Raw genomic sequence first — 12,768 nt, forward strand, 5'->3', positions numbered from 1 at the left:
CACGATTTTTTGTTTTGAGAGGTGCCCAGGTTCGGATGGCAATGTTCGAAGGTCGGCCGGACCCATAAGGGTGTTTATATTAAACGGTGCATTGACGGTGGGTGCGTCATTCATCTTTTTCGTCCTGGATCATAGATGGGTTGGAGTTGTTATCCGGCTGTGGAGGTGCCTCCATGGCATTCATGGGGCGTATTAGAGTGTGTTGTGTTTGCAAGGTCAAGTCGGACGATTCTGATTAATAGCTAATACCGTTCGTAGTAGTGGGAGCTGTTTTTATTTGTTTTATGAGGTGAGGCATAAGTTGCGGAAATTTCATGCAGCTTTACAATAAAAATCCCGCACGCAAATGCATGCAGGATTTTTTCTTTCGTATTCAAATGAATAGCTTTTGCTGCTAGCGTTGCAGGGTTAGTTCAACGGACTGCGCCAGGATAGACCGGTTACCCGCTCTGTCAGTTACGTGGTAAGTAATATTTACCCTGTCGCTGAACAGGCCTTCAAGAAATTCCTGGGTGAAAGAAATTTCTACGGGCGTGGTGGTGAGGTTTTCCGGCAGTACGCGATGAATGGGGCCCAAGGTGCCATTGCAGACCGTCTGGATCAGGTCGCCGATCTCCATGCCTGCGTAGCTTGGGATCTTCGCGTTCAGAAACTCTCCGAAGCTCACGTTTGCGAGCATTGCAGGTGCCAGCAGCGCTGCGCCAGGGGAGGTTCGATCGACGATCAGCGGTGTGGTCGCAGAGTCGTTACTCACGAGACTCTTGTCATTAGTAGCTCTCATACCCAAGCTGTAAATACCTTCGTTCAGCAAGTGTTCGGGATCGAGGGATATTGATATGACATCTCCTGGGGTATTGGCCTCAGCCATAGTCCATGTTGGGCCGATTAGCTCTTTATTCAGCATAAGCTGCATGTAATAGCCAGGACGCATGCCTTCCCAGATAGTGATCTCCACGTTAATAGGGTTGTTTAAATCACTGATCCGCAATAGTCCGTCAGTCGCGTCGGCAGCGGGTACGAACGGTGTGGGAAGTTCACTTTTGTTAATGTGGTTGCTCATTTTTGGTTCTCCAAGGTGCGCCTATATTCGGCGTAACTATAAGTTGATTAATTTTTTCAGAGCTCACCCCCTTTGAATACCCACTGGGTACCAGCTATCTAGGTGAGTTGAACTCTAAGAATCAACTAATCGGAACCCATTCCAGCTGTCAACGCTCACGACTATAAAAGCCAACCAAAAACACCCTATCTATTTATTTTCAGAAGTTGCCTACAAACTACTTCATTGACTTTGTAGTCCTGCGTCTTCGTTTACGCTGCAATAACCAATAAAAAACCCCGGCAGACCAAGTCTGCCGGGGTTTCAATTTCGCGGGCGACAATCAGCGGTTAAAACGCTCCACCAGCGAGTACTGCGAGTTGGCCGTATCGGTCAATTCGCCACTCAGTACAGCCGAGCGTTGCGCTTCGTCGGAGGTCTGGTCGGCGAGATCGGCGATGGTGGCGATATTGCGGCTGATCTCCTCGGCGACCGAACTTTGTTCATCGGTCGCTGCAGCTATCTGAGTCGCCATATCGGTGATGTTGGCGACCGCTTCGCTGATGCCGATCAATGCCTGGTCGGCCTCCAGCACTTTGGCGACGCCTTCTTCTGCCTGACGATGACCGCTGTTCATGGTCTGCACGGCGGCGTTGGCAGTGCTTTGCAGTTTGGCGATCAGGCCGTGGATTTGCCCGGTGGACTCGGTGGTGCGCTGGGCCAGTTGACGAACCTCATCCGCGACCACGGCAAAGCCGCGGCCCATTTCCCCGGCACGCGCCGCTTCGATGGCGGCGTTGAGGGCGAGCAGGTTGGTCTGGTCGGCAATGCCTTTGATCACGTCTACCACGCCGCCGATTTCATCGCTGTCGTGGGCCAGTTGGGTCACCGTCAGGCCGGTTTCGCCAACGGCTTTCGACAACCGTTGAATGGCTTCGCGGGTCTCCCCGGCAATATCACGACCGCGACGGGTCAACTGGTTGGCTTGCTGAGTCGCGTCAGCGGTGCGCTGCACGTGGCTGGCGACTTGCAGCGTGGTGGCGGCCATCTGGTTGATCGCCGTGGCGACTTGCTCGGTCTCGACACGCTGACGCTCCAGGCCGCTGGAGCTGGCGTTGGCCAGGCTATTGGACTGACGAGCCTGACCGGTGAGTTGCTCTGCCGTGTCCTGCAAGCGGGTCAGGCAGGTTTTCAAACGGGCTTCCTGGCTGAGGATCGACATTTCCAGGCGCGCTTGTGGGCCGCGGCTGTCGGTGTACATCTGCGCGATCAGCGGGTCGGATGTGGTCTGTTCCGCCAGACGCAGCAGGCGCTTGATGCCACGTTGCTGCCACGACAGGCCCAACAGGCCCAGCGGCACTGACAAACCTGCGGCCAGAGCAAAGCCCCAACTGGTGTTCAGCCATACGCCGATCAGGAAGCTGAGCTGGCTGACGAGAATAAACGGCAGCCAATCCTGCAACACGGGTAGCCACTTGTCGCGGCTCGGGATAGCTGATTTGCCGTTGTTCAGACGGTTATACAGCGCCTCGGCGCGCTTGATCTGCTCAGCGGTCGGTTTGACCCGCACGGATTCGAAACCCACTACTTTCTGGTTTTCGAACATCGGCGTCACATAGGCGTTGACCCAGTAGTGATCGCCGTTCTTGCTGCGGTTTTTAACGATGCCCATCCACGGCAGACCTTGCTTGAGCGTGGTCCACATATGCTCGAAAACCGCTGGCGGCACGTCGGGGTGGCGAACGGTATTGTGTGGGGCGTTGAGCAGTTCTTCCCGGCAGTAACCACTGATTTCGACGAAGGCGTCGTTGCAGTAAGTGATCACGCCACGGGCGTCGGTGGTGGAAATCAAACGCTGTTGTGCAGGAAATGTCCGTTCGCGTTGAGTGATGGGCTGGTTATTACGCATGAGCTGTCCGATCCGCTGGGGCTTTGTGACGTTATCGACAAAAATACTCATTTATTGAGCAAATTTGCGAAATGACCGGCAAGTCATTGACGCCAGTCATTGGCTTAGCGGTCGAACATCGGGTACGTGAAAAGGCTGAAGTGCACCAGATTGAGGCCGAAATGGGTGACCACAGCTGCCTGTAAACCGCCGAAACGGTAGGCAAGACCGTAGCCTATACCGGCGATTCCCGCGAGGAGCGCCCATTGCCATCCGCCGCCGAGGTGAGCCAGCCCGAACAGCAGAGACGCTACGCAGAGTGCCAGCGTCGGTGCATGGGGCAGGCGATGGAACATGCGCTGCAGGCCGCCTTGGAGATAGGCGCGGAAGAATAGCTCTTCAGTCAGCGTGACCAGCAACAGGTTATTCAGCAGCCATAGCCAGCCTTGCGCTGGCCATTTGGCTGACCAGCCGGTAACGCCCAGTGAAACAGCCAGTGTCATGCACACGACACAGGTGCCGAGCAGTGTCAGCACTGCAGTTTTCAATGCCTGCCTTGCAGGTATGGCCGGTAATAGCCACGGGCAGACCAACACGATCCAGAAGCCGATCAGCGGTTTATCCAGATTGAGGTACATCGAAAATGGCGCAGCTTCGGGGGAGAAGCGCTGTGCACCGATCACGCGTTCACTGAAGAATCCGGGTAACCAGTGCGTAGCCAGCGCAAGCGCGAGGATGATGAACAGCCCGTGACCGAGACCTGTCACCGCTTTCTGCTTGAATTGCGTCACGCACACGCCCGCCATCACCAGCAGGCCAAACGTCACCGCTGCTGGCAGGCTGAGGTAGCCATAGCTCAGGGCAATGCAATAACCGAGGGTGAGTAAGGTCAGACTGGTCCAGCGTATCGCCGGCATGATTGCTCCTGGAGTCCGTTCGCGCGTAGCTTCTTGCCACTGGAACAGGCTGTTCCAGGCGGGCGCCAAGCTTCACTGATCGGGCGGGAGAATTTCCAGTTCTTTTGTAAGTTTTGTCTGAGGGAAAGTTTTGTCGGATGTTTCCGCAGGGCAAAAAAAGGCCGCTTGCGAAAAGCGGCCTATCTGGACACGGGACTATTTAGTCCTTGAGCGATTCGACTTTGCGCGGTGCCATGAAGTACATCCAGGTCAGGGCAATGAAGTACATCGCCGGGATCATCGTGAACAACACGCTGTAATTGTTATTGGTTGCAGTCAATACCGCACCGACGATCTGGGTCATGAACATCCCGCCGATCGCCGCACACATGCCGCCGAAGCCGAACACGGTGCTCATCAGGTGCTTGGGGGTGTAGTCCATCACCAGGCTCCAGATATTTGCGGTCCAGGCCTGATGCGCGCCGACCGCAAGGGAGATCGCCAACACCGCTACCCAGAGTCCGCTGGCGTTGGCGGCAAATACCACGCTGCAGATCGTGATTGCGAACAGGAGCATCGACAGCAATCTTGCGGTAGTGGCGCGCATGCCCCGGCCAATCAGCCAGGACGAGAGAATGCCGCCGCCGATGCTGCCGAAGTCTGCGGTCAGCCAGATCAGGATCAACGGAATGCCCATCTGGGTCACGCTGATGCCAAGGTTGTATTGCTGATTAAGGAACGGTGGTAACCAATACAGGTAGAACCAGAACACCGGCGCGGTTAGCGAGTAGGCAATGGCGAAAGCCCAGGTGCCGCGCATCTTCAGAATATGCGAGAACGGCACCTTGACCGGTTCTGGCTCAGGATTCTGGTTGATGTAGTCCAGTTCGGTCTGGCTGACGCTTGGGTGTTCTTCGGGGTTGTAGTACTTCAACCGCCAGGTCACGACCCAGACCAGGCCGAGCAGACCCATGCTGACGAACGCGGCTTGCCAGCCCCAGATGGTCAGGATAAATGGCAGCAGTGCCGGTGTGAGCATCGCTCCCACGTTGGTCCCGGCATTGAAGATGCCGGTGGCGATGGCGCGTTCACCGGCAGGGAACCACAGCCGCGTTGTTTTCACGCATGCCGGGTAGTTGGCCGCTTCGGTCAGGCCCAGAATGAACCGGCAGATCATAAAGCCGGTGGCTGAGGTCGCCAGGCCGTGGGCGCCGGTAGCAACGCTCCACAGCAAGACGGCGAGGAAGAACGCGCGCTTCACGCCGACCCGGTCAATGAAGCGTCCTTGCAGCAGGAAACCAGCGGCGTAGCCGACCTGGAACCAGAAATTGATGTTGGCGTAATCCATCGCTGTCCAGCCCATTTCCTTGGCCAGGATGGGCTGCATGACGCCGAGGGCGGCGCGGTCGATGTAGTTCAGGGTGGTGGCAAAAAATACCAGCGCGAGCATGCCCCAGCGAACTTTACCGACGGCCATGGCGCCGCGGATTTTTTCGCCCATGCTGGCATGCGGGTGAACGACGTTAGCCGTCTTGGCAGCAGAGTGTGTGTGAATCATGGTTAAGCCGTCCGTTCCAGGACTCAGGGGTAAACCCCGAATCAAGCTGTAAAAGCGTCTCGAATCGTGGCCATCAGGGGCCGCAGTGCGCTAAAGCGACAGGCAAGCCGCAGGAGCCGATTTCGTGGGCGCTGGATTTTAATCAGGCTGAGGCCGATCCGATACGCGTTTCTAGCAATACCGCTGATAGAAGGGCGTTCATCGGCACACGACTCCGGGCGCAGGAGCCACCAGGGCTTGGACGGAGGAGGGGGAAAACAGTATATGAAGGCATGTGCATGACCCTGTTTTTGAAATTGTTATGGTGTGCTTGCAAGGTTGTTATCAACTTCGGGCGGTTGTCCTTGTCCGACAAAGTGAGGCTGATGTTGCGCATGCCCGACAAAAGCGTCAATCAGACAAACCTGCTTTTGGGCGATTATCGAACGATAAACTAACTGTCTGGTACATTATGAATTGCGATGGCCGATGGCCGGGAGAATAATTCAGTTACCCAGAATCCGTGCAGTGCCGCTCGGGGTACTGGGCAGCACCAGACATGCGATCCGCAGAGGTCGCACCTCACAGGAGTCAACCATGCAACGTTCGATTGCCACCGTTTCCTTGAGTGGAACCCTGCCGGAAAAACTCGAAGCCATCGCCGCTGCCGGCTTTGACGGTGTCGAGATTTTCGAAAACGACCTCCTTTACTACGACGGTAGCCCCCGCCATGTACGGCAGATCTGCGCTGATCTGGGCATTGCCATTACCTTGTTTCAGCCGTTCCGTGACTTTGAAGGCTGCCGTCGCGATCGCTTGTCCCGCAACCTTGACCGCGCCGAGCGCAAGTTTGATTTGATGCAGGAGCTGGGCACTGACCTGGTGTTGGTCTGCAGCAATGCCGCTGCCGATTCGGTGGGCGATGAAAGTATTCTCCGTGACGATCTGGCGATGCTGGCCGAGCGCGCCGGAGCCCGTCAGTTGCGGGTCGGTTACGAGGCGCTGGCGTGGGGCCGTCATGTGAATACCTGGGAACAGGTCTGGAATCTGGTCAGGCAGGTTGATCATCCGGCATTGGGCGTTCTGCTCGACAGCTTTCATACCTTGTCGCTCAAGGGCGATCCGAGTGCCATTGCACAGATTCCCGGCGACAAGATCTTTTTCGTGCAAATGGCCGACGCACCCATTCTGGCCATGGACGTCATGGAATGGAGCCGTCACTTCCGGTGCTTCCCGGGCCAGGGCGAGTTCGATCTGCCAGGCTTCCTCGCACCGATTCTGAAAAGCGGCTACACCGGGCCGCTGTCTCTGGAAATCTTCAACGACGGGTTCCGTGCCGCACCACCTCGCGCGAATGCGGCCGATGGCCTGCGCTCCTTGCTGTATCTGGAGGAGAAAACCCGTCTGCTGCTGGAGGAACAGAATCAGCCGGTAGCCAAAGACCTGCTGTTCAGCCCGCCGCCAGCGAGTACTTACAACGGCGTCGAGTTTCTAGAGTTTGCGGTGGACGATGCGCAAGGCGCGCGTTTGGCCGGTTGGCTGGGTAATCTCGGTTTTGCGAAACTCGGGCAGCACCGCTCCAAGGCCGTCAGCCTGATGGGGCAGGGCGATATCAAGATCGTGCTCAATGCCGAGCCCTATTCGTTTGCTCACAGTTTCTTTGAGGCCCATGGTCCGTCGCTGTGCGCCACCGCATTGCGGGTCGAGAACGGCTCGGCAGCGCTGGAACGTGCCCAGGCTTTCAAAGGTCAGCCGTATCGCGGGCTGGTCGGGCCTAATGAGCGGGAAGTGCCGTCGGTCCGTGCACCGGATGGCAGTCTGATTTATCTGGTTGAGCCTGCTGTGCCGGGTGAGTCGATCTACGACATCGACTTTGTCGTTAACCCGAACGCCCCGGCCGGTGGTGGCTTGCAGCGCATCGATCATATGGCCATGGCGTTGCCGGCCGACAGTCTCGACAGTTGGGTGCTGTTCTATAAAAGCCTGCTGGATTTCGAAGCCGACGACGAAGTGGTGCTGCCCGACCCTTACGGTCTGGTGAAAAGCCGTGCGTTGCGCAGCCGCTGCAGCACGGTCCGTTTACCGCTGAATATCTCGGAAAACCGCAACACCGCGATATCCCACGCGCTGTCCAGTTACCGAGGCTCAGGCGTACACCACATTGCTTTTGCCTGCGAGGATATCTTCGCCGAAGTCAGCCGGGCTAAAGAGGCTGGCTTGAAGCTGCTGGACATCCCGCTCAATTACTACGACGATCTGGCCGCGCGCTTTGATTTCGACGACGAATTCCTCAGCGAACTGGCTTACTACAATGTGCTCTATGACCGCGACGCCAATGGTGGCGAGCTGTTTCACGTGTACACCGAGCCGTTCGACGATCGCTTCTTCTTCGAAATCCTGCAACGCAAGAATGGCTATGTGGGTTACGGCGCCGCCAACGTTGCAGTACGTCTGGCCGCCATGGCCAAGACACGCAGCGGAGCCGCTCGTCAGGCCCGGCTTTGATCCATGTAGCGCAGTCATCTTGAGCTTCGAGGGCGGAACCAGGACTATGTGGAAACATAGCCCCGCCCCGATCTGACCGTGGTTACCGACCTGAATGAAAACTATCGACGACACCCCTGTGATTTCACCTTCGCGGGTATCACTGACGGGGCGCAAGAATAATCCGGAAAAAACCCGGGATGACATCCTGCAGGCGGCCATCGCCGAATTTGTCGCGCAGGGGTTATCGGGGGCGCGGGTCGATGCCATCGCAGAGCGTACCAAAACGTCCAAGCGAATGATCTATTACTACTTCAACAGTAAGGAGCAGTTGTACGCCGAGGTTCTGGAGAAGCTTTATGGCGATATTCGCCGCACTGAAAGCGGGCTCAATCTGGATGCACTGGAGCCGATGCAAGCCATCGAGCGACTGGTGGAATTCACGTTTGATCACCATGACCGCAACGTCGACTTCGTGCGGATCGTCTGCATCGAGAACATCCATAACGGCGAGAACGTCAAACAGTCACCGACGATTCGCGAGCTGAGCCAGAACATTGTCAGCATTCTCGACAAAATCCTGCGCCGCGGGGAACACGAAGGCGTGTTTCGCCAAGGCGTGAACGCTATTGACCTGCATCTGATGATCAGCTCGTTCTGTTTTTACCGGATTTCAAACCGCCACACCTTTTCCGAGATATTTCAGATTGAATTGGTCAACGACGAGATCAAACAGCGGCACAAGGCGATGCTGTGTGATTCGGTGAGCCGTTACCTGCGGCCTTGAATCGCCAAGTGCACCGAATCCTTGTAGGAGCTGCCGAAGGCTGCGAAAGCATTACTTGTTACGTCGCCATTCGCAGCCTGCGGCAGCTCCTACAAGTGTGTCGCTCTTAATCACCCATACCTGCGAAGTGCTCCTGCATGCGCCCGGCATCCGCAGTCTGACCGCTGAATAGCTCAAACGCCTTGACCGCCTGAAACACCGCCATGGTGCCACCATCCAGCGTGCGGCATCCCAGGGCGCGTGCATGCCTGAGCAGTTCGGTTTCCAGCGGGAAATAAATGATTTCTGCGACCCACAGGTCTTTGTGCAGCAGTTCGGGTGGCAACGGAGTACCGGGCAGTTTGGTCATGCCGACCGGGGTGGTGTTGACCAGGCCGTCAGCCGCCGCCATGGCTTCGCGCAAATCCCGCCCGACCAACGCCCGATTTTCGCCGAAATGGGCGTTGAGGTTGTCCACCAAACCCTGTGCTCGCGCCGGGTCCACCTCAAAAATACTCAATTGCTCGACACCTTCAGCCAGCAAGGCATGGGCCACCGCCGCGCCAGCACCGCCAGCGCCCATCTGCACCACGCGCCTGCGGCGCACATCATTGAGCCCGCGGCGGAAACCTTCGGCAAAACCCAGGCAGTCGGTGTTGTGGCCGATGCGCTGACCGTCCTTGAACAGCACCGTGTTCACCGCGCCGATGCCTCTGGCTTCAGGCGACAGGTCATCCAGTAACGGGATCACCGCTTGCTTGCAGGGGAAAGTGATATTCAGACCTGTGTAGCCCATGTGTTGAGCGCTGTTGAGCAGGTCGGGCAGGGCGGTGATGTCCAGTTTAAGGGCATCAAGGTCAAGCAATCGATAAAGGTAGCGAATGCCTTGGGCATCACCTTCATGTTCGTGCAGTGCGGGGGTGCGAGAAGCCTGGATACCGGAGCCGATAAGGCCCGCTAGAATGGACGGTTTACGGTTTACAGTCATGGCGATCGGCTCTTATTAGATGCCGCATCCCGGGATCGAAGGATGCGGTTTCAGCAAAATGTACCAGATGGTTAATTTTGCGGAAGAGCCAAGATGAAGGCAAGACGATAAATCTGTTCGGTTATCGCCCTTGTTGATGAACCTGAAATGGAATGGAATGAGATCCTGTGGGAGCCGAGCTTGCTCGCGATGCAGAAGACACAGCTAGAAGACATACCGCGTTATCGTTTATCGCAGGCAAGCACTGCTCCCACAGGATTGGGTCCTGTCAGTAGGTCCCTGAGCTACTCAAGAAGCAATCAACTGCCGCAACACATAGTGCAGAATCCCGCCCGCCTTGAAGTACTCAACCTCATTCAGCGTGTCGATGCGGCACAGCACATCTAGGACTTCCTGAGCGCCGTCTTCACGGGTGATCGTCAGCTTGAGGCTCATGCCCGGTCGAAGCTCGGCATGGGTCAGGCCGCTGATATCCAGCGTCTCCTTGCCGGTCAGGTTAAGTGTCTTGCGGCTCTGCCCATTCTTGAACTGCAGCGGCAGTACACCCATGCCCACCAGATTGGACCGGTGAATACGCTCGAAGCTCTCAGCAATGACCGCTTTCACACCCAGCAAGTTGGTGCCTTTCGCTGCCCAGTCACGGCTTGAGCCGGTGCCATACTCCTGACCGGCAATGACCACCAACGGCGTTTTTTCAGCCTGGTAACGCATGGCTGCATCGTAGATCGGCAGCTTCTCGTCGGTAGGCACGTGCAGGGTATAGCCGCCTTCCTCACCGCCAAGCATCTCGTTGCGGATACGAATATTGGCGAAGGTGCCGCGCATCATCACTTCATGGTTGCCACGACGTGAGCCGTACGAGTTGAAATCCCGAGGCTCGACGCCTTGTTGGCGCAGATAACGGCCCGCCGGGCTGTCGGTCTTGATATTGCCCGCCGGGGAAATATGGTCGGTGGTCACCGAGTCGCCCAGCATCGCCAGCACGCGTGCGCTGTGGACGTCTTCGATGACCGGCAGAGGACCGGCAATGTCTTCGAAAAAGGGCGGATGCTGGATATATGTGGAGTCGTCCTGCCAGACGTACGTCGCGGCCTGCGGCACTTCGATGGCCTGCCATTGCTCGTCACCGGCAAACACCTCGGCGTATTCCTTGTGGAACATCCCGGTATTGACCTGCTCGACGGCTTCGGCAATTTCCTTTTGGCTCGGCCAGATATCGCGCAGATACACCGGCTGCCCGTCTTTACCTTCGCCCAGTGATTCGCTGCTGATGTCGACACGCACGCTGCCCGCCAGGGCATAGGCTACGACCAGCGGCGGCGAGGCCAGCCAGTTGGTTTTGACGAGGGGATGTACGCGGCCTTCGAAATTACGGTTGCCGGACAGCACCGAAGCCACCGTCAGATCCGACTGCTGGATGGCTTTTTCAATCGGCTCGGGCAGCGGCCCGGAGTTGCCGATGCAGGTGGTGCAGCCGTAGCCCACCAGATCAAAGCCCAATGCGTCGAGGTATTGAGTCAGCCCCGCAGCCTTGTAGTAATCGGTCACTACCTTGGAGCCGGGAGCCAGAGAGGTTTTTACCCACGGCTTGGTTGTCAGACCTTTTTCCACGGCTTTTTTGGCCACCAACCCCGCGGCCATCATCACGCTGGGGTTGGAGGTGTTGGTGCAGGAGGTGATCGCTGCGATCACGACCGCGCCGTTTTTCAGGCGATACGTGCGGCCCTCGTATTCATAGTCAGCTTCGCCGGTCACCTGATCGGCATTGCCGACTGCGACGCCCCCACCGCCTTCGCTTTCCAGACGACCTTCATCTTTTTGAGCCGGTTTGAATTGCAGTCCGAGGAAGTCGCTGAACGCTTGGGCGACATTGGGCAGGGCGACACGATCCTGAGGCCGTTTCGGCCCGGCCAGGCTCGCCTCGACAGTGCCCATGTCGAGTTCCAGGCTGTCAGTGAACACCGGTTCCTGACCTGGCAGCCGCCACAGGCCCTGCGCTTTGCAATAGGCTTCGACCAGTTTCACCGTCTGGTCAGGCCTGCCGGAAAGACGCAGGTACTCCAGAGTGACTTCGTCAACCGGGAAGAAGCCGCAGGTGGCTCCGTATTCTGGTGCCATGTTGGCGATGGTCGCCCGATCCGCCAGCGGCAGGTCAGCCAGACCATCACCATAGAATTCGACGAATTTACCGACCACACCTTTCTTACGCAGCATTTGCGTGACGGTCAGCACCAGATCGGTAGCAGTGATGCCTTCCTTGAGTTTGCCATTGAGTTTGAAACCGATCACTTCCGGGATCAGCATCGACACTGGCTGGCCAAGCATCGCTGCTTCCGCTTCGATACCGCCCACGCCCCAGCCCAGCACACCGAGGCCATTGATCATGGTGGTGTGCGAATCGGTGCCCACCAGTGTGTCCGGGAACGCATACGTGCGGCCGTCCTCGTCCTTGGTCCAGACCGTGCGACCCAGGTACTCGAGATTCACCTGATGGCAGATCCCGGTGCCAGGCGGCACCACGCTGAAATTGTCGAAGGCGCTTTGGCCCCAGCGGAGAAAGGCATAACGCTCGCCGTTACGCTCCATTTCAATATCGACGTTTTGCGAAAACGAATCGGCATCGCCGAACTTGTCGACCATCACCGAGTGATCAATGACCAGATCCACTGGAGATAACGGGTTGATCCGTTGCGGATCGCCGCCGGCTTTGGCGACTGCGGCGCGCATGGCCGCCAGATCGACCACCGCCGGCACACCCGTGAAGTCCTGCATCAGCACCCGTGCAGGGCGGTATTGAATTTCCCGGTCGGAACGCCGTTCGCCCAGCCAGGCGGCCAGCGATTTGAGATCAGTCCCGGTCACGGTCTTGTTGTCTTCCCAGCGCAGCAGGTTCTCCAGTAACACCTTGAGAGACATTGGCAGCTTGTCCAGGTCGCCCAGGGTTTTGGCGGCCTCCGGCAAGCTGAAGTAGTGGTAGGTCTTGTTATCGATTTCGAGTGTTTTAAGGCTGTTCAGGCTATCGAGGGAGGGCATGAAATAACTCCTTTGACGCGTCCGCACGGTACGGACTGGACGATTGAAATCCTTTGCAAGCTGGCGTCGCTTCAGTTTTTGCGCCGCTTGTTATTGATGGCTTGTGTAGTACTGGACCAGCCGTTCGCTCCACTGGT

The 12,768-nt window shown here is 57.2% G+C and carries 8 protein-coding genes; 2 read left to right on the plus strand and 6 right to left on the minus strand.

From position 1 onward, the window contains the following. Nucleotides 1–394 precede the first annotated feature (394 nt). From EE949_RS22595 to EE949_RS22610, 4 genes are all read right to left on the minus strand, one after another. A complete protein-coding gene (locus EE949_RS22595) occupies nt 395–1,060 on the minus strand; it encodes a hypothetical protein (protein WP_206335717.1) in 666 nt (221 codons plus the stop codon). Between the two features lie 322 nt (nt 1,061–1,382). Beyond that, nucleotides 1,383–2,948: a methyl-accepting chemotaxis protein gene (locus tag EE949_RS22600; RefSeq protein ID WP_122666615.1), complete on the minus strand. Its 1,566-nt coding sequence runs from the start codon at nt 2,946–2,948 to the stop codon at nt 1,383–1,385. Between the two features lie 104 nt (nt 2,949–3,052). After that, nucleotides 3,053–3,844, minus strand: a complete 792-nt coding sequence (locus tag EE949_RS22605; RefSeq protein WP_122666326.1) for a CPBP family intramembrane glutamic endopeptidase — start codon at nt 3,842–3,844, stop codon at nt 3,053–3,055. Between the two features lie 199 nt (nt 3,845–4,043). Continuing rightward, complete coding sequence (locus tag EE949_RS22610) at nt 4,044–5,381, minus strand: MFS transporter (protein WP_162873873.1); 1,338 nt, start codon at nt 5,379–5,381, stop codon at nt 4,044–4,046. Nucleotides 5,382–5,957: 576 nt separating this feature from the next. On the opposite strand from EE949_RS22610, the gene quiC reads away from it, so the two are divergent. Then, nucleotides 5,958–7,865: a 3-dehydroshikimate dehydratase QuiC gene (gene quiC, locus EE949_RS22615; RefSeq protein WP_122666327.1), complete on the plus strand. Its 1,908-nt coding sequence runs from the start codon at nt 5,958–5,960 to the stop codon at nt 7,863–7,865. 94 nt (nt 7,866–7,959) lie between these two features. Then, a complete protein-coding gene (locus EE949_RS22620) occupies nt 7,960–8,631 on the plus strand; it encodes a TetR/AcrR family transcriptional regulator (protein ID WP_122666328.1) in 672 nt (223 codons plus the stop codon). Between the two features lie 106 nt (nt 8,632–8,737). On the opposite strand, the gene EE949_RS22625 is transcribed toward EE949_RS22620, so the two are convergent. Both EE949_RS22625 and acnA read right to left on the minus strand, forming a co-directional pair. Next, a complete protein-coding gene (locus EE949_RS22625) occupies nt 8,738–9,598 on the minus strand; it encodes a shikimate dehydrogenase (protein ID WP_122666329.1) in 861 nt (286 codons plus the stop codon). Nucleotides 9,599–9,886: 288 nt separating this feature from the next. Beyond that, nucleotides 9,887–12,631: an aconitate hydratase AcnA gene (acnA, locus tag EE949_RS22630; protein ID WP_122666330.1), complete on the minus strand. Its 2,745-nt coding sequence runs from the start codon at nt 12,629–12,631 to the stop codon at nt 9,887–9,889. Nucleotides 12,632–12,768 lie beyond the last annotated feature (137 nt).

The organism is Pseudomonas viridiflava, assembly GCF_900602065.1.
GTDB lineage: Bacteria > Pseudomonadota > Gammaproteobacteria > Pseudomonadales > Pseudomonadaceae > Aquipseudomonas.